This window comes from Streptomyces sp. NPDC058008 (genome assembly GCF_042886395.1).
GTDB lineage: Bacteria > Actinomycetota > Actinomycetes > Streptomycetales > Streptomycetaceae > Streptomyces.
Genome location: NZ_JBHVQX010000021.1, coordinates 140,915 through 157,968, shown reverse-complemented (window position 1 = coordinate 157,968; position 17,054 = coordinate 140,915). Strand labels below are relative to the sequence as shown.

Genomic DNA, 17,054 nt, shown 5'->3' with positions numbered 1-17,054 from the left:
CCGCACACGGCCGGCGGGGGGGCGGGCTGTCGCCGCCCCCGCCCCCGGCCGGTCGCCCCTGTCCGCGTCGCCGCGCTACGAGCCCGCGCGCAGCACCGCCGCCACCACCGGGCCCGCCGCGTCGCCGCCGTGGCCGCCGGACTGGACGACCGCCGCTGCCGCGAGGTCGTCGCTGAAGCCGGTGAACCAGCTGTTCGACGTGCCCTGCCCGTCGACCTCGGCGGAGCCGGTCTTGGCGCCCTTGTCGCCGCCGACCGAGGCCATGGCCGCCTTGCCGGTGCCCCAGGAGGCGGTGGCCCGCATCATGTCGTTCAGCTGCCGGGTGACGTTCGGCGACAGCGAGCGGGAAGCGGTCGCGAGCTGCCGGCCGTCCAGGTCCTGAGGGACGATCACCGGCTGACGGAACGTTCCGGTGCGGGCGGTCGCCGCGATGGACGCGATGGTGAGCGCGTTCATCTGCACGGTGCCCTGGCCTATGTACTGGGCCGCCGCCTCGCCGCCCGACTCCTCCGGCACGCGGCCGTCGAAGGAGGTGATGCCGGTCTTCCAGTCGAGGCCGATCCCGAAGACGTCGCGGGCCTCCTTGGGGAGTGCGGCGTCGTCCTCCGTGTCGTCGATCAGCTTGATGAAGGCGGTGTTGCACGAGCGCGCGAAGCTGGTGGTGAAGCTGCTGGAGGACGGAAGCTCGAAGTGGTCCAGGTTGTGGAACGTGCGTCCCTGGTACAGCACTTCCTTCGGACACTCCGTGGCGCCGCCCGCCGAGACGAGGCCCTTCTCCAGGAGCATCGCGGCGGTCACGATCTTCAGCGTCGAGCCGGGCGCCTGCGTGCCCTGCATCGCGGCATTGAAGCCGGTCGCCGGGTTGTTGGCGACGGCCCGGATCGATCCCGTGGACGGCTTCACCGCGACCACCGACGCCCCGCTGAACTGCTTGACCGCCTTCTCGGCCGCCGCCTGGGCGCCCGCGTCGAGCGTCGTCCGCAGCTTGCCGGGCTTCCCCTTGGCGAGCGTCAGCAGCGTGGTGTTCGCGGCGCCCTCGCCCTCGGGCTCGATCCAGGTCTCGATGCCCGGGGAACCGCCCGTCCTGTCACCGTACTTCTCGCGCAGGCTGTCCAGGATCGGTCCGAGCGACGGGTACGTCTCCTTGTCGAGCACCTTGCCGTCGTGGTCGAGGGCCTCGATCGCCGCCGTCGACGACTCGCCGGTCCTCAGCACCGCGCCGTCGGTCAGCTGCGGATGGATCACCGCGGGCTGCCAGTCGACCAGCGCCTTGCCGGTGGTCAGGCCCCGCACCACGGTCAGCTCCGAGGAGTAGGACCAGGGCTTGGTCCTGCCCTCGTAGGACACCGTCGCCTTCACCGTGTACGGCACCTTCGTGCCGACGGCCGGACCCGGTGTGATCACCGCCCCGGTGACGTGGGCGTCCTCGGCGTAGCCGGTCAGCAGCGGCTCGGCGGCGGACTCGTTGTTCGTGAGCAGGGCGGCGGCCGGCGCGTCGCCGGACGCCCAGGCTTCGAGGAAACCCTTCGCGGTCTCCCGTACCTCCTCCTTGCCCGGAGGTCCGGTCCTCACCTCGGAGGACGCGGAGGCCGTTTCCGTGCCCCCGGACCCACCGCCTCCCAGCACCGTCTCGTACACGCCGTAGCCGAGCCCTCCGGCCACCAGCACGAACACTCCGCCGACCACGGCGATCTTCGCTCCACTGCGCATCTGTGCGGTCCCCCTCCCCGTGAACCTTCTTGAACGTGTTCAAGAAGGTCTTCCTCCGGGACTGTACGGGACACCGGTGACCCGCGAGGCGGTTGTTACCGGACCGGGATGCTTCGCCGGAGAGCGCTTTCCGGCCGGTCCTCGGGCGCGGCCCGCCAGGACGGCCACCCGTACGGCGACGGCCCGCCGCCCGTCCGCGGGCCCGGTGGCGCGCTACACCCAGGTGTCCAGCCACATCCGGTCGCGCCAGGAGTTCTCCGGGATCGACGTGCCCGTGTAGAGCGGCCAGAAGTAGACGAAGTTCCAGACGATCAGCAGCACCAGGACGCCCGCCGCGATCACGCCCAGGGTGCGTCTGCGCTCGCCCGTGGGATCGGCGGACCCCATGCCCAGGCGGTGTCCCGTCCCCGTGCCGGCCGCCGGCCCGATGAGGGCCCCGACCATCATCGTGACCGCGAGACACAGGAACGGCACGAACACGACCGCGTAGAAGAGGAAGATCGTCCGCTCCTGGTAGAAGAACCAGGGCACCCAGCCCGCCGCCACCGCGCACACGATCGCGCCCGCCCGCCAGTCGCGGCGGAAGAACCAGCGCCACAGCACGTACAGCAGCGCCGCGCAGGCCGACCACCAGAGAAGCGGGGTGCCCAGCGCCAGCACCTCGCGGGCGCACTTGCCGGTCCCGGACGTGAGACAGCCCGTCTGCTCCTCGTAGAAGTACGAGACGGGGCGGCCCAGCACGATCCAGCTCCACGGATTGGACTGGTAGGTGTGGCCGGAGGTCAGGCCGACGTGGAACTCGTAGACCTGGTACTCGTAGTGCCACAGGCTGCGCAGCCAGTCCGGCAGCCAGGTCCAGCTGCCTCCCTTGCCCTCGGTGGCCGCCCAGTTGCGGTAGTACCCCTTGTCCGTGACGATCCAGCCGGTCCACGAGACCAGGTACGTGCCGATGGCGACCGGCACGGTGGAGACGAACGCGGGCAGCAGGTCCTTCAGGGCCACGGCCCGGTACGGCCGCACGGCGCCCGCCGTGCGGCGCGCGCCGACGTCCCACAGCACCGCCATCACGCCGAACGCGGCCAGGATGTAGAGCCCGTTCCACTTCGTCGCGAAGGCGAGCCCCAGCATCAGGCCGGCCATGATCCGCCACGGGCGCCATCCCAGGCGGAGCGTCTCGGCGATACGGGCGTCCGGGCGCAGGATCCCGTCCTCGTCGGCCGGGAGCGCCGCGGCCAGCTTGCGGCGGGCCCAGTCGCGGTCGACGAGGAGGCAGCCGAAGGCGGCGAGGACGAAGAACATCAGCACCAGGTCGAGCAGCGCGGTCCGGCTCATCACGAAGTGCAGCCCGTCCACGGCCAGCAGGGTGCCGGCCAGGCAGCCCAGGAACGTCGAGCGGAACAGCCGGCGTCCGATGCGGCACAGCATCAGGACCGAGACGGTGCCCAGCACCGCCACCATGAAGCGCCAGCCGAACGGCGTGAAGCCGAAGAGCTGCTCGCCCAGCCCGATGATCCACTTGCCGACCGGCGGATGGACGACGTAGCCCGGGTCCACCGGGACGGGCACGGACGACGGGTCCTGGAGGATCAGCTTGTCGACGTCCTTGGGCCAGGAGCCCTCGTACCCCTGGTTGATCAGCGCCCACGCGTCCTTGGCGTAGTACGTCTCGTCGAATATCACCGCCTTCGGGCTGCCCAGGTTCCAGAACCGCAGCACCCCGGCGACCAGCGCCACGAGCAGCGGCCCGCCCCAGGCGGACCAGCGCACCAGGCGGCCGGCGAGCGGCGCGGGCACCGCGAGGACGCTCCAGAACTGGCCACCGGGGCGGGCGTACGGCGGGACGAGGCGCTCGCGCAGCCCCGTCTCCGGCCGTGGGACATGGCCGAAGCGGCGCAGCCGCTGCTGCCAGGAAGGCGGCTGGTCGCCGGTGTGATCCCCGGCGTCGTTGCCCTGGTGGGCTTCGGGCGCAGTACTCGTCACCGCGCCATCGTAGGGAACGCTTCTGTGCGAGCGGCGCCGCCCGTGCTGGGAGGATGGCCGATGTGACTGGAACGACTGGAACGCTCGTACTCGCAGGGACCCCCATCGGCGACGTGGCGGACGCCCCGCCACGGCTCGCCGCCGAACTGGAGACGGCCGACGTCGTGGCCGCCGAGGACACCCGGCGGCTGCGCAGGCTCACCCAGGCGCTGGGCATCCACACGACGGGGCGTGTCGTGTCGTACTTCGAGGGCAACGAGACCGCGCGCACGCCCGAACTCGTCGAGGCGCTGGCCGGCGGGGCCCGCGTCCTGCTCGTCACCGACGCCGGGATGCCGTCGGTCTCCGACCCCGGCTACCGGCTCGTCGCCGCCGCCGTGGAGCGGGACATCAAGGTCACCGCGGTCCCGGGCCCGTCCGCCGTGCTCACCGCGCTCGCGCTGTCCGCCCTGCCCGTGGACCGCTTCTGCTTCGAGGGCTTCCTGCCGCGCAAGGCGGGCGAACGGCTCGGGAAGCTGCGCGAGGTCGAGGGCGAGCGCCGCACGATGGTCTTCTTCGAGGCCCCCCACCGGCTGGACGACACCCTGGCCGCGATGGCCGAGGTCTTCGGGTCCGACCGCAGGGCCGCCGTGTGCCGGGAGCTGACCAAGACCTACGAGGAGGTCAAGCGCGGCCCGCTGGGCGACCTGGCCGTCTGGGCGGCCGAGGGCGTGCGGGGCGAGATCACCGTCGTCGTCGAGGGCGCCACCGACTCCGGCGGAGAAGGACCGGACGCCGAGGAACTGGTACGCAGGGTGCAGGTGCGCGAGGAGGCGGGGGAGCGGCGCAAGGAGGCCATCGCGGCGGTCGCCGCCGAGGCCGGGCTGCCCAAGCGCGAGGTGTTCGATGCCGTGGTCGCGGCAAAGAACGCGGCTCGGACCGGCCAGGGACAGGGCAAAGGACTAGCCTGAAACGTAAAGCGCGGGCCGCGTACCGTGCCCTTTGGCCACGGATCGGCCAAAAGCGTTAAAACACTCGGCAGACCTGGTGCGCCGCCGCCGGTGAGGGCGTCCACTTGAGGGGTGGAACGCACCGTCCGGAGTGCTTGTCCGGAGTGCTTGTCCATCGGACAAGAGGAGCAGGCATGAGTGAGATCGCAGCACCCACCGTGCACGAGGCGTACGCCTTCGCCTGTATGAGGTGCGGGTACGGCTGGGAACAGGCCTACGAGATAGAACACCACGTCGACCACTCGGGCAACGCCTTCGTGGTCTACACCGCGGACGGACAGCGCGTGCCCTCGCCGCTGTCCACCCCCACCTGCGCGAAGTGCGGCGGCCACGTCGTCCGGATCATGCGGGCCGGGCGGGTCTCCACCGTCCAGCAGCTGCTCCGCCCCCCGCAGGTCACCCACCCGAAGGAGGCCGGTGAGGGGACGGCCGCCGAGGACATGGCGGTCGCGGCCGTACGGGCACCGGGGCCCGCACCGCACCACTGGCAGTTCTCCGACCTGCTGCGCCCCTTCCACCGGCGGTGAGAGGGAGCTCGTGCCCTCGTAGAGTCATGGGCATGAGCCGTACCGAAGCCCCGCCGCTCCCCGAACCCCTCAGGGTTCCGGTCGCCGATTCGCACACCCACCTGGACATGCAGGACGGAACCGTCGAGGAGGGTCTCGCCCGCGCCGCGGCGGTCAACGTCACCGCCGTCGTCCAGGTGGGCTGCGACGTCAAGGGCTCGGTCTGGGCCGCCGCGACCGCCGCCGCCCACCCCTCCGTGCACGCCTCCGTCGCCCTGCACCCCAACGAGGCGCCCCGCATCGTGCACGGCGATCCGGACGGCCGGGAGGGCGCCCGGGAGCCGGGCGGGAAGGCGGCGCTCGACGAGGCGCTCGCCGAGATCGACGCGCTGGCCGCCCTCGCCCACGTACGTGCCGTCGGGGAGACCGGCCTCGACCACTTCCGCACCGGCCCCGAGGGCGTGGCCGCACAGGAGGAGTCCTTCCGGGCCCACATCGAGATCGCCAAGCGGCACGGCAAGGCCCTGGTCATCCACGACCGCGAGGCCCACGCGGACGTGCTGCGCATCCTCGCCGACGCCGGAGCGCCGGAGCGGACCGTCTTCCACTGCTACTCCGGGGACGCCGACATGGCCCGGATCTGCGCGGCGGCCGGCTACTACATGTCCTTCGCGGGCAACGTCACCTTCAAGAACGCCCAGCCGCTGCGCGACGCGCTGGCCGTCGCCCCCGCCGAACTCGTGCTCGTCGAGACCGACGCACCCTTCCTCACCCCCGCCCCCTACCGCGGCAGGCCGAACGCGCCCTACCTGATCCCGGTCACTCTCCGGGCCATGGCCGAGGTGCGGGGCACCGACGAGGACACCCTGGCCGCCGCCGTCTACGACAACACCGCGCGCGCCTTCGATTTCTGAGGCCCGCCGCCGGGCGGGGACGGCACGCCGGCCGCCCCCGCGGACGCGGAGGCCGCGGGGCCCCGCCGGGCCGCGGCCCCCGGGGCCCGCGGCGGCCGTAGGCTTAACGGGTGAGCACCACTGAGCCCGACGCCCTCCTGGGCCCCGCAGACATCCGCGAGCTGGCCGCAGCGCTGGGCGTACGCCCCACCAAGCAGCGCGGCCAGAACTTCGTCATCGACGCCAACACGGTCCGCAGGATCGTTCGTACCGCGCAGGTGCGGCCCGACGACGTGGTGGTCGAGGTCGGGCCCGGCCTCGGCTCGCTGACCCTGGCCCTGCTGGAGGCGGCCGACCGGGTCGTCGCCGTCGAGATCGACGACGTGCTCGCGGGCGCCCTGCCGGCCACCGTCGCCGCACGGCTGCCCGAGCGGGCCGACCGCTTCGCCCTCGTCCACTCGGACGCCATGCTCGTCACCGAGCTGCCCGGCCCGGCGCCGACCGCGCTCGTCGCCAACCTGCCGTACAACGTCGCCGTGCCCGTGCTGCTCACCATGCTGGAGCGGTTCCCCACCATCGAGCGGACGCTCGTGATGGTGCAGGCCGAGGTCGCCGACCGGCTCGCCGCCCGGCCCGGCAACAAGGTCTACGGCGTGCCGTCGGTCAAGGCCAACTGGTACGCCGACGTCAAGCGCGCCGGGTCGATCGGCCGCACGGTGTTCTGGCCCGCGCCCAACGTCGACTCGGGCCTGGTGTCCCTGGTCCGGCGTACGGAACCGGTCCGTACGACCGCGAGCAGGGCCGAGGTCTTCGCCGTCGTGGACGCGGCCTTCGCCCAGCGCCGCAAGACGCTGCGCGCGGCCCTCGCGGGCTGGGCGGGCTCGGCGCCCGCCGCGGAGGCCGCCCTGACCGCCGCGGGGATCTCGCCGCAGGCCCGGGGCGAGGCCCTGACCGTCGAGGAGTTCGCCGCCATCGCAGAGAACAGGCCGGAGCCCACCGCATGACCCGCAGCGTCACCGTCCGCGTACCCGCCAAGGTCAACGTGCAGCTCGCGGTGGGTGCCCCCCGCCCCGACGGCTTCCACGACCTGGCCAACGTCTTCCTCGCCGTCGGCCTGTACGACGAGGTCACCGTCACCCCCGCCGGCACCCTGCGCGTCACCTGCGCGGGACCCGACGCCGACCAGGTCCCGCTGGACGCCACGAACCTCGCGGCCCGCGCCGCGACCGCCCTGGCCGCACGCCACGGCATCGACCCCGGTGTACACCTCCACATCGCCAAGGACATCCCCGTCGCGGGCGGCATGGCCGGCGGCAGCGCCGACGCCGCCGCCGCACTCCTGGCCTGCGACACCCTGTGGGGGACCGGAGCGAGCCAGGAGGAACTCCTGGAGATCTGCGCCGAGCTGGGCAGCGACGTCCCGTTCAGCCTGATCGGCGGGGCGGCGCTCGGCACCGGCCGGGGGGAGCGGCTGACCGTCCTGGAGACCGGCGGCACCTTCCACTGGGTGTTCGCCGTCGCCGACGGCGGGCTCTCGACCCCGGCGGTGTACGGCGAGTTCGACCGCCTCACCGCCGGCACCCGGGTACCCGAACCGGCCGCCTCCCCGGCGCTCCTGACCGCCCTGCGCAAGGGGGACGCCACCGCCCTCGCGGACGCCCTCGGCAACGACCTCCAGCCCGCCGCCCTCTCGCTGCGCCCCTCGCTGGCCGGAACCCTCGCGGCGGGCACCGCGGCGGGCGCGCTGGCCGCACTGGTGTCGGGCTCCGGGCCGACCACCGCGTTCCTGGTGGCCGACGAGGAGTCCGCGCGGAAGGTGGCCGACGTACTGCTGGCCTCGGGTACCTGCCGGACGGCGCGGGTGGCCGTGTCCCCGGCGCCGGGCGCCACGGTCGTCTGACCGCCGCTCCCCGTACCGCGGTCGGACACGGTCGCGCCGCCGCCCCGGGGCGTACGGCGCGACCGTGTCCGCACGGGACCACGTGTCGTCGCGGCCTTCCGCACCCTCGAACGGCCGCGTCCCCGGCACGCCCGCGAACGGCGCGGGAGCCGTCCCGGCGACCGGCGCGGCCCTCGCCCCGCTCGGTGTCCTGGACCCGTCCGCGATGGGCCGCGCGGGACCGAGGGGAGGGCGCACCGCACCGCTGACAGCCGCCCACGTCAGCGCCCCCGCCGCCGAGGCGACGGCACTCGGCGGCCGGTCGAACGGGCCGGACGCCGAGGGGCCCGGCGGTGCGCGGGGGATCCGTCAGCCCGCTTCCAGGGTCCTCTTCGCCAGCTCGTACGCCGGAAGCATCTCCTCGTGCTCCGGGGAGTCCAGTCCGCCCAGGTGCACCACGACCGGGCCCTCGGGCGTCGTGACGGCGAAGGCGCGCTCGCGCTTCGGCCCGTCCAGCAGCTCGCCGTCCACGGTGTACCCGGCCTCGGTCGCGGGCAGCGCACCCGCGCGGACCTCCGCGTACGCGGCCCCGGCAGCCCCCGGTTCGGCGGCCACGAAGGCCTCCAGCACCTCACGGGAGCCGGTGCCGGACGGCTTTCCCCGCCACACTCTGAGGTATCCGATGTTCCCCGCCGGCTTCGCGTCGATCTCGCAGACCAGCGTGAGCGGCCCCTGCCGTCCCAGCTCCTCCAGGCCCGAGCCGGGCTCCACCGTGACCGCCTGCGGCTCCCAGTCCTCCGCCAGGCCGAAGGCCACCGGCAGCGCGCAGGCCGAGCCCGCGCCGCCCAGGGTGCCGCCCCGCGTCGCGACCGCGCTGTCCGCTGACCTCGCGGGGGCGGCGTCGCCGTTCTTGGGCGCCGGAGCACTTCCGTCACCGCCGCCTGACGGCGACGCGCACCCCGCCAGCGCCACCGACGCCACGATCGCCGGAACCAGGACCCGCCCCGCGCCACGCATCATGAAGACCCCACCCGCAGATGTTCCCGAACCGCTCCGACCTGGGGTTACTCCCGAGGATCGATCGCCGCACGCTACCGCACCCCGCGCGGCGACTACTCTGGGACGTCGAGCGGTCCCCGACGCAGGGATCCCCGAGGCAGGAGTGAAATGGCCGTCAATCTGGTCAATGTCGAGCAGGTCAGCAAGGTGTACGGCACCCGTGCCCTGCTCGACGGTGTATCCCTCGGGGTGTCCGAGGGCGACCGGATCGGCGTCGTCGGCCGCAACGGCGACGGCAAGACGACGCTCATCCGGATGCTGGCCAAGCTGGAGGAGGCGGACACCGGCCGCGTCACCCACAACGGGGGGCTGCGCCTCGGCGTCCTCACCCAGCACGACTCGCTGGACCCCGGGGCCACCATCCGGCACGAGGTGATCGGCGACCTCGAGGACCACGAGTGGGCGGGCAGCGCCAAGATCCGCGACGTGCTGACCGGCCTCTTCGGCGGCCTCGCGCTCCCCGGCTTCGAGCACGGCCTGGACACCGTCATCGCCCCGCTCTCCGGTGGTGAGCGCCGCCGGATCGCCCTCGCGAAGCTGCTCATCGCCGAGCAGGACCTGATCGTGCTTGACGAGCCCACCAACCACCTCGACGTCGAGGGCATCTCCTGGCTGGCCGGACACCTGCGGACCCGGCGCTCCGCACTGGTCTGCGTGACCCACGACCGGTGGTTCCTCGACCAGGTCTGCACCCGCATGTGGGACGTCCAGCGCGGCTCGGTCCACGAGTACGAGGGCGGTTACAGCGACTACGTGTTCGCCCGCGCAGAGCGGGAGCGGATCGCCGCGACCGAGGAGTCCAAGCGGCAGAACCTGATGCGCAAGGAGCTGGCCTGGCTGCGGCGCGGGGCCCCCGCCCGGACGTCCAAGCCGCGCTACCGCATCGAGGCCGCCAACGAGCTGATCGCCGACGTGCCGCCCCCGCGCGACACCAGCGAGCTGATGAAGTTCGCCAACGCCCGGCTCGGCAAGACCGTCTTCGACCTGGAGGACGTGACCGTCCAGGCCGGGCCCAAGACCCTGCTCACCCATCTCACCTGGCAGCTCGGCCCCGGTGACCGGATCGGCCTGGTCGGTGTCAACGGCGCGGGCAAGACCTCGCTGCTGCGCGCCCTCGCCGAGGCGTCCCGCAGCCAGGGCGACGTACAGCCCGCCGCCGGGAAGATCGTCGTCGGCAAGACGGTCAAGCTCGCCTACCTCTCCCAGGAGGTCGCGGAGCTCGACCCGAAGCTGCGGGTGCTCGAAGCCGTCCAGCAGGTGCGCGACCGGGTCGACCTCGGCAAGGGCCGTGAGATGACGGCCGGTCAGCTCTGCGAGCAGTTCGGCTTCGCCAAGGAGAAGCAGTGGACTCCGGTCGGGGACCTGTCCGGTGGTGAGCGCCGCCGGCTCCAGATCCTGCGTCTGCTGATGGACGAGCCCAACGTCCTCTTCCTCGACGAGCCCACCAACGACCTGGACATCGAGACGCTGACCCAGCTGGAGGACCTCCTCGACGGCTGGCCCGGGTCGATGATCGTGATCTCCCACGACCGGTTCTTCATCGAGCGGACCACGGACCGGGTGATGGCGCTCCTCGGCGACCGGGCGCTGAGGATGCTGCCGCGCGGCATCGACGAGTACATCGAGCGCAGGCAGCGCATGGAGGAGACGGCCACCCCCGCCTCCGCCGCCGGATCGCCGGCGCCCAGGCAGGCCCCGGCCGAGGCGGTCTCGCCGCAGGCGGCGCGTGCCGCGAAGAAGGAGCTCCAGAAGGTCGAGCGACAGCTCGACAAGATGTCGACGAAGGAGACGTCACTGCACGCGGAGATCGCCGGGAACGCCACCGACTTCGAGAAGGTCGCCGCGCTCGACGCCGAACTGCGTGCGCTGGTGGCGGAGCGGGACGTCCTGGAGATGCGCTGGCTGGAGCTGGCCGAGGAGGCCTGACGGACTGTCGGGGCCGGACCCGGGCGGGTGGTAGAAAGTAGGACCGCCCGGGTCGGAGTGACCCCTGCGGAGCCATGTCCGTACGAGGGGATCCGCCGATGACCCAGCCTCCCGGTCCGCAACCGCAGGAAGGCTTCGGGGCACCGTACGATCCGCCGCCGGAGCCCCCGCAGGCCCCCGCCCCGGGGTACGGCCCCCCGGCCGCGCCGGGAGAGGCCCCGGGGCCGTACGGGCGGCAGCCCGGCCCGTACGCGCAGCCGGCCGGGCCGTACGGGCAGTCCCGCCCCGGGCCGTACGGGCACCTGCCGGGACCGTACGGGCAGCGACAGCCGGGTCCGCCGCGGCCGCCCGCGGTCGCACCGCCGCACGGGCCGGGCGGCAAAGGCCCCTTCAGGGGCAGGACCGGCCTGCTCGTCGGTGCCGTGCTCGCCCTGGTCCTGATCGCCGGCGGCGGTGTCTGGTTCGCCGTGAGCGGCGACGACGGGAGGAAGCCCGTCGCCGGTGAGGCGTCGGGCTCCCCGGAGGACGACGGCGACGGCAAGGCCGCCCGGATCAGCGACACGGAGCTGGCCGCGCGGCTCGACGCCCGGCGCGAACCGGGGGAGGCGAAGGTCCGGTGGGTGCAGAGCCTGGGCGTGGACCTGCCGGGCAGGGCCATGACCGTGTACGGGCCCTGGCGGGCCGGGGACGTCGTCGCCAAGGCCATGCACCGCACCGTGTACGGCTATGCGATGGCCGACGGCGAGCAGCTGTGGAGCCTGCGGATGCCGGACGACATCTGCGCGGCCCCCACCCGGCCCACCGACGACGGCAAGATCGTGGTCGCGGTCGAGGCCGAGAAGTCCGACAACGGGACGGACTGCACGGTCCTGCAGATGATCGACCTGCGCACGGGGAAGCCGGGCTGGAGGAAGACCCTGGAGGCGGCCGCCGTCGCGGAGACGGAGAAGCGGGTCGTCATGGCGTCGAACGGTGACACGGTGACGTACTCCCGGCCCGGCCACGTCCACACCTACCGGGCGGGCGACGGACAGGAGCTGTTCGCGTCGGAGCCCCGCGAGTGCCGCTCGTACGCGTTCCTCAGCGGCGCCCGCACCCTCGCGGTCGCTGACTGCCCGGGCGGCAACACGGTCCAGGAGTTCGACCCCGGCTCCGGGAGGAAGAAGTGGGAGTACGCGGTCGAGCAGGGCTGGTTCGTCGACCAGGTCCACTCCGTCAGCCCCCTGCTCGTCTCGGTGCTCAAGGGCGACCGGTGGCGGCTCCTGGCCCTGCGGGACGACGGCACCCTGCGGTCGCGCGTCGAGCTGGGCACCCGGGACGTCGATCTCGGCTTCGCCGAGTACGAGGTGCGGTGCGGCGGCTACCTGGTGGTGACCCGGAACAGGGACGACTGCGCGGGGGTCGCCGCGGACGACGACACCTACTACGTCTCGACCAAGCGGAAGCACGTCGACTTCGACGTCGACAACCGGGTCGTCGCCTTCGACCTGGACACCGGCCGGCAGAAGTGGACGGCCGACGCCCCGCCCGGCCGGAGGATGGAACCGCTGCGCACGGAGGACGGGAAACTGCTGCTCCACATCGCGGCGACCCGGACACGGGGCGGCGAGATCGCCACCCTCCCGCTCACCGGAGGGGCCCCTCGGACCCTGCTGGCCCATCCGGCCTCGTCGGCCTCGATCGAGGCGGGCATGACCGCGGCGGAGGTCGTCTACGAGGACGGCCGTTCCCTGCTCAGCCTCCCGACCGTCGGCACGGTCGAGGACGACGACGCCGAGGCGGAGATGAAGACGATGATGGCCTTCGGTGAGTGAACGGGCGGGCGTCACCGAGGTCCGCTCTCCGAGCCGAAGGACGCCTGCCGGGACGGGCGTTCCTTCCCGCTCCCGTGGCGCGCGGGCGAGGAGCGGGACAGCGACGGGAAGCCGCCGGCCGCCGCGCCGGACTTCGGTGAACGAGGCCGTGACTGCGTGGATTCCGTGAAGACCGCTCTCACCGGACGGAGTTGACGGAGCGTCGGATCGGCGTGCTCCGCATGGTCACGACAGGCGCGTAACGGCGGCATCACGGCCCGGTTCTCCCTTGGGAACAGGGCGTGGACCGAACCGGTGCGCCGTGTGGTGCGGGTGGTACAAAGAAGCCCCGCTCGACTGTCGTACCGCAGCGGAACCCATGCCCGATTCGCTCCTTTCCGGAGGGAATTCAGAGTGTTCGAGCACGTCATCCTCTGAACCCAGCGGAATCGCGGGGGAGACCGGACCGGGCACCGGACCGCACGAAGGGGGACGTGCTGATGACCCAGCCGCCCAGCCAGCAACCGCCGCAGGGGGGTTCCGGGGCTCCGCAGGACCCGCAGGACACTCCTCGGCCGCCCCAGCCGCAGTCACCGCCGCCGATGCCGCCCGCCCCTCCGCGGACGCCGCTCCCGGGAGCACCGCAGACGCCTCCCGCGCAGCCGGGTTACGGCTATCCGCAGGCACCCGGGGCGCAGCCCGGTCACGGCTACCCCCAGGCACCGGGCCAGCAGCCCTCCGGCCCGTACGCGCAGGCACCCGGCCCCTACGGCCCGCAGCCCGGCGGGCCGGGCCCCTACGCGCAGCAGCCGGGCCCCTACGCGCAGCAGCCCGGCCACGGCTACCCGCAGCAGCAGTACCCCGGCGCTCCCGCGCCCGGCGGCGGTTCCGGGGGCGGGCCTTTCAAGGGCAAGCCCGCCGTCATCATCGGTGCGGCGCTCGCCGCGATCCTCGTCGTCAGCGGCGGCGTCTTCCTCGCCACCCGGGACGGCGGTGGCGGCGGGAAGGAACCCGTCAGCAAGTCCAGCGAGGGCGCCGTGGAAACCGGCGGGCCGGACGACGTCGACCAGGGCGACGGGAAGGGCGACGGCCGCGAGGCGAACGACGACCTGAACGCCGGCCGCAAGGACGGCGAGGCGAAGGTCCTCTGGCTGACGAAGAACGACGTCGACCTCCCGCGCAACGGTGCGAACGTGTACGGCCCGTGGATCGTGGGGGACACCCTCGTCAAGGGCATGTACCGCTCGGTCAACGGCTACTCGGTGGCCGACGGCAAGCAGAAGTGGAGTGTCCCGCTGCCCGCGAAGATGTGCGCGGCGCCCGGGAACGCCACGGCGGACGGCAAGATCGTCATCGGCGTGATGAGCGGCACCACGGAGAAGGCGGACTGCTCCGTCCTCCAGATGATCGACCTGAACACGGGCAAGGCCGGGTGGAAGAAGCCCATCAAGAAGAACGGCACCTGGGACCTGATGTCCGACATCGGGCTGGCGGTCAGCGGCGACACCGTGACGGTCGGCCGCACGAGCAACTCCAACGCCTACCGGGTCAGCGACGGCACGGAGCTGTTCGGCAAGCCCGCGGGGGACTGCCAGCCGTTCGCCTTCGCCGGAGGCCCCAAGCTCATCGCCGCGGTCAACTGCCGCACCGACGACGTCGACAACCCGCAGCAGCAGGTCCAGGAGCTCGACCCGGTCACCGGGAAGGCCAAGTGGACCTACCAGCCCCAGCGCGGCTGGGAGATCGACAAGGTCTACTCCGTCAGCCCCCTGGTCGTCTCGGTGACCCAGCGCGAGGAGAAGAAGTGGTCCATCCTCGCGATCAAGGAGAACGGAACTCTCCGTTCCCAGCTGGTCGGTGACAAGGGCGACAACTTCTCCGTCGACTGCGGCCACGACTTCGCGGTCTTCGGCGAGAAGCTCGAAGGGTGCAGCGGCCTCGCCGCCGACGCCGACGCCTTCTACCTGATGACCGAGGACGACACCAGCGGCACCGGCCGCACCAACAAGGTCGTCGCCTTCGACCTGAACACCGGCAAGACCAAGTGGAAGTCGCCCGCCCCCGCCGAGCGCACCATGAAGCCGCTGCGCATGGAGGGCGGCAAGGTCCTGGTCTACCTGGAGCCCTCGTACGACAAGGGCGGGGCGATCGCGACGCTCGCACCCACCGGAGGCGCCCCCCAGGTGGTGCTCCAGCACCCGGACTCGACGACCCGGATCGAGAACTTCTTCACGTCCAAGGTCGCCTACGCGGGCGGCCGTTCCTTCGTCGTCAACGACCGGGTCAGCGCCGGGAACGACGAGGAGGAGAAGGAGCAGACGACCATGATGGCCTTCGGCAGGTGACGGCCGCCGACGGCAACCGCAGCCCCTTCTCCTCAGACACCGCAGAGGTACGTACGCCATGACTCAGCCGCCCAGCGAACCGCCCCAGGGCGGATTCGGCGCCCCGCAGGACCCGCCGCCCGGCGGATTCGGCGCCCCCACCCCGCCGCCCGCAGACCCGCTCGGCAAGCAGCCGCCGGCCACCCCGCCGGCCGGGGGGTACGGCAGTCCGCCGACCCCGCCCGCCGGGGGGTACGGCGGCCCGCCGCCGGCCGCGCCGGGGCAGCCGCCGCAGGATCCGGCGTACGGCTATCCGCAGGCCCCGCCGCCCGGACAGCCGCCGGCCGGATACGGCTACCCGCAGGCCCCGCCGGCCGGGTACGGCTACCCGCAGGGGCCGCCGCCCGGACAGCCCGGCATGCCTCCGCAGGGGTACGGCTACCCGACCGCACCCATGCAGCCGCAGTACGGCACGCCCCCGCCCGGCGGCGGCAAGAAGTTCGGCACCCAGGCGCGGATCATCCTCGCCGCGGTCGTCGCCATCGTGCTGATCGTCGGCGGCGGCATCGTCTACGCCTCCGGCGGTGACGACGGCAGGCAGGACGACGTGGCCCCGGCCGGGACGGGCGGCGGCGAGGACAAGGGCGGTGAGGGCGACGGCCTGGCCGGCGGGACGGAGAAGGCCCCCTCCGACACCAAGTCCAAGGTCGGCTTCCAGCTCCCGCACCCGAAGGTCACCGACACCACGGTCGTCGACGGCTCCTGGGTCACGGACAAGGTGTACGTGAAGACCGGGGTCTACGAGATCGTCGGCTACGACCTCGCCAAGGGCACCAAGGTCTGGTCGATCCCGCTGACCGGCCAGGTCTGCGCCGCGTCCCGGCACATGAGCAAGGACTACAGGACGGCCGTCGCCTTCGAGTCGGGCAAGCCCAGCGCCGCGAACAAGTACCCCTCGTGCACCCAGGTCGGCGCGCTCGACCTGGCCACCGGCAAGCTCCTGTGGAGCAAGTCCGTCACCTCCGCGTCCAGCGGTGACAAGCCCGTCAGGTTCGGCGAGGTCACCCTCAGCGGATCCACGGTCGCCGCGGGCGGGACCGGCGGCGGTGCCGCCTTCAACCTCGCGGACGGCGCCGAGCTCTGGAGGCCCAAGGCCGACACCAACAACTGCTACGACACGGGGTACGGCGGCGGTGAGGCCCTCGCGGTGGTCCGCAAGTGCGGCAGCTACGACGACCCCCAGCTCAGCATCCAGGCACTGGACCCGGCCACCGGCGCGCCGATCTCCTCGTTCGACATGCCGGCCGGGGTCGACTACGCGAGCATCGTCTCCACGAAGCCCCTGGTCGTCGCCGCCGACGTCGGCGACACCGCCGGTGACGGCAGCGGCATCTCGGACTTCTTCTCCATCGACGCGGCCACCGGCAAGCTCATCGTGCGCATCTCGGCCGACGCGGACAAGTACGCCGGTGACTGCGACTCCACCGAGGTCGAGCAGTGCACCGCGCTGGTCGTCGGCAACAACAAGATCTACGTGCCGACCGAGGAGCACGAGGGCGAGGGCGAGTACGGCAACACCAACGAGATCGTCGCCTTCGACCTGACCACCGGCAAGCTCGCCGGCGGCAAGGCCGACGCGGGGGACCGGTACAAGCTCACCCCGCTGCGCATGGACGGTTCCAACGTCATCGCGTACAAGCAGCCCCCCTACGACAAGGGCGGCCAGATCGTCTCCATCGACGGCTCCACCTTCAAGGAGACCGTGCTGATGGTCAATCCGGACGACAAGGCGGTGCGTGACGCGGAGACCAGCTTCTCCGTCGACTACGCCGAGTTCCGCTACGAGAAGGGCCGGCTGTTCATCTCCGAGAAGATGGTCAGTGAGCCCAGGAAGTCCGCTGCGGTGGACGACAAGCAGTACCTCGTCGTCTCCTTCAGCACCGGCTGATCCGCCCGGCCCGCACCCCGGGCCCGCGACGACGGCCCTGCCGGTTG

12 protein-coding genes are annotated in these 17,054 nt (G+C 72.6%); 9 read left to right on the top strand and 3 right to left on the bottom strand.

The window, feature by feature from the left end; genetic code table 11:
• Nucleotides 1-75: 75 nt before the first annotated feature.
• Nucleotides 76-1,710, bottom strand: coding sequence for a penicillin-binding transpeptidase domain-containing protein (locus ACFVS9_RS22315; RefSeq protein ID WP_389934751.1), 1,635 nt, complete (start codon nt 1,708-1,710; stop codon nt 76-78).
• Between the two features lie 213 nt (nt 1,711-1,923).
• The gene (locus ACFVS9_RS22310; protein WP_389934748.1) at nt 1,924-3,690 is read right to left on the bottom strand and encodes a dolichyl-phosphate-mannose--protein mannosyltransferase; all 1,767 of its coding nucleotides are present in this window, start codon (nt 3,688-3,690) and stop codon (nt 1,924-1,926) included.
• 53 nt (nt 3,691-3,743) lie between these two features.
• Here ACFVS9_RS22310 and rsmI point away from each other — a divergent pair, with 53 nt between their 5' ends.
• From rsmI to ACFVS9_RS22285, 5 genes are all read left to right on the top strand, one after another.
• On the top strand, nt 3,744-4,640 hold the full coding sequence (rsmI, locus tag ACFVS9_RS22305; protein ID WP_383117305.1) for a 16S rRNA (cytidine(1402)-2'-O)-methyltransferase: 897 nt from the start codon (nt 3,744-3,746) through the stop codon (nt 4,638-4,640).
• Nucleotides 4,641-4,813: 173 nt separating this feature from the next.
• Nucleotides 4,814-5,206: a hypothetical protein gene (locus ACFVS9_RS22300; RefSeq protein ID WP_383117306.1), complete on the top strand. Its 393-nt coding sequence runs from the start codon at nt 4,814-4,816 to the stop codon at nt 5,204-5,206.
• A gap of 32 nt (nt 5,207-5,238) precedes the next feature.
• A complete protein-coding gene (locus ACFVS9_RS22295) occupies nt 5,239-6,099 on the top strand; it encodes a TatD family hydrolase (RefSeq protein WP_383117307.1) in 861 nt (286 codons plus the stop codon).
• Nucleotides 6,100-6,209: 110 nt separating this feature from the next.
• Entirely contained in the window at nt 6,210-7,082 is an 873-nt protein-coding gene (gene rsmA / locus ACFVS9_RS22290; RefSeq protein ID WP_383117308.1) for a 16S rRNA (adenine(1518)-N(6)/adenine(1519)-N(6))-dimethyltransferase RsmA, read from the top strand.
• On the top strand, nt 7,079-7,978 hold the full coding sequence (locus tag ACFVS9_RS22285) for a 4-(cytidine 5'-diphospho)-2-C-methyl-D-erythritol kinase (RefSeq protein ID WP_383117309.1): 900 nt from the start codon (nt 7,079-7,081) through the stop codon (nt 7,976-7,978). The genes rsmA and ACFVS9_RS22285 overlap by 4 nt, the downstream gene beginning before the upstream one ends.
• Before the next feature lie 348 nt (nt 7,979-8,326).
• On the opposite strand, the gene ACFVS9_RS22280 is transcribed toward ACFVS9_RS22285, so the two are convergent.
• Nucleotides 8,327-8,977 (bottom strand): lipoprotein, encoded by a 651-nt coding sequence (locus tag ACFVS9_RS22280; RefSeq protein WP_389934743.1) that lies wholly within the window; start codon nt 8,975-8,977, stop codon nt 8,327-8,329.
• A 147-nt stretch (nt 8,978-9,124) separates the two neighbouring features.
• On the opposite strand from ACFVS9_RS22280, the gene ACFVS9_RS22275 reads away from it, so the two are divergent.
• From ACFVS9_RS22275 to ACFVS9_RS22260, 4 genes are all read left to right on the top strand, one after another.
• A complete protein-coding gene (locus ACFVS9_RS22275) occupies nt 9,125-10,942 on the top strand; it encodes an ABC-F family ATP-binding cassette domain-containing protein (RefSeq protein WP_383117311.1) in 1,818 nt (605 codons plus the stop codon).
• Between the two features lie 422 nt (nt 10,943-11,364).
• Complete coding sequence (locus tag ACFVS9_RS22270; RefSeq protein WP_389934740.1) at nt 11,365-12,756, top strand: PQQ-binding-like beta-propeller repeat protein; 1,392 nt, start codon at nt 11,365-11,367, stop codon at nt 12,754-12,756.
• A gap of 479 nt (nt 12,757-13,235) precedes the next feature.
• Entirely contained in the window at nt 13,236-15,080 is a 1,845-nt protein-coding gene (locus ACFVS9_RS22265; RefSeq protein WP_389934738.1) for a PQQ-binding-like beta-propeller repeat protein, read from the top strand.
• A 58-nt stretch (nt 15,081-15,138) separates the two neighbouring features.
• Entirely contained in the window at nt 15,139-17,007 is a 1,869-nt protein-coding gene (locus tag ACFVS9_RS22260) for a PQQ-binding-like beta-propeller repeat protein (protein WP_383117314.1), read from the top strand.
• Nucleotides 17,008-17,054 lie beyond the last annotated feature (47 nt).

Bases quoted from the DNA above. Each gene is read 5' to 3' on its own strand.
- ACFVS9_RS22300 (WP_383117306.1), top strand. From the start codon at position 4,814: ATGAGTGAGATCGCAGCACCCACCGTGCACGAGGCGTACGCCTTCGCC.
- rsmI (WP_383117305.1), top strand. From the start codon at position 3,744: ATGGCCGATGTGACTGGAACGACTGGAACGCTCGTACTCGCAGGGACC.
- ACFVS9_RS22280 (WP_389934743.1), bottom strand. From the start codon at position 8,977: ATGATGCGTGGCGCGGGGCGGGTCCTGGTTCCGGCGATCGTGGCGTCG.
- ACFVS9_RS22295 (WP_383117307.1), top strand. From the start codon at position 5,239: ATGAGCCGTACCGAAGCCCCGCCGCTCCCCGAACCCCTCAGGGTTCCG.
- ACFVS9_RS22260 (WP_383117314.1), top strand. From the start codon at position 15,139: ATGACTCAGCCGCCCAGCGAACCGCCCCAGGGCGGATTCGGCGCCCCG.
- ACFVS9_RS22315 (WP_389934751.1), bottom strand. From the start codon at position 1,710: ATGCGCAGTGGAGCGAAGATCGCCGTGGTCGGCGGAGTGTTCGTGCTG.
- ACFVS9_RS22285 (WP_383117309.1), top strand. From the start codon at position 7,079: ATGACCCGCAGCGTCACCGTCCGCGTACCCGCCAAGGTCAACGTGCAG.
- ACFVS9_RS22275 (WP_383117311.1), top strand. From the start codon at position 9,125: ATGGCCGTCAATCTGGTCAATGTCGAGCAGGTCAGCAAGGTGTACGGC.
- ACFVS9_RS22265 (WP_389934738.1), top strand. From the start codon at position 13,236: ATGACCCAGCCGCCCAGCCAGCAACCGCCGCAGGGGGGTTCCGGGGCT.